Raw genomic sequence first — 427 nt, forward strand, 5'->3', positions numbered from 1 at the left:
CTACGACGATCCGGTCAACGGCTTCTATGCCGTGGGCGAATGCTCGTGCGTTTCGGTGCACGGCGCGAACCGTCTGGGCACGAACTCGCTGCTCGATCTGGTCGTGTTCGGGCGTGCCGCGGGCAATCACATCATCAAGCACGCGAAGGAACTGAAGGAGCACAAGCCCTTGCCGGCCGATGCCGCCGACTTCGCGATGGAACGCCTCGCGGTGCTGGAGAAATCGACTTCGGGCGAATACACGCAGAACATCGCCAACGATATCCGCGCGTCGATGCAGGCGCATGCGGGCGTGTTCCGCACGTCGAAGCTGCTTGAAGAAGGCGTCGGCAAGATCGCGGAACTGGCCGAGCGCGTGAAGCACGTGCATCTGAAGGACAAGTCGAAGGTGTTCAACACGGCGAAGGTCGAGGCGCTGGAACTGGCG

At 62.3% G+C, this 427-nt stretch carries 1 protein-coding gene; it reads left to right on the forward strand.

Going from position 1 to position 427, the window contains the following annotated elements; genetic code table 11:
• Nucleotides 1-427: FAD-binding protein (locus QCE73_RS39510; RefSeq protein WP_309885331.1), on the forward strand; the 427-nt coding region annotated here is incomplete at both ends.

The organism is Caballeronia sp. LZ029 (assembly GCF_031451275.1).
GTDB lineage: Bacteria > Pseudomonadota > Gammaproteobacteria > Burkholderiales > Burkholderiaceae > Caballeronia > Caballeronia jiangsuensis.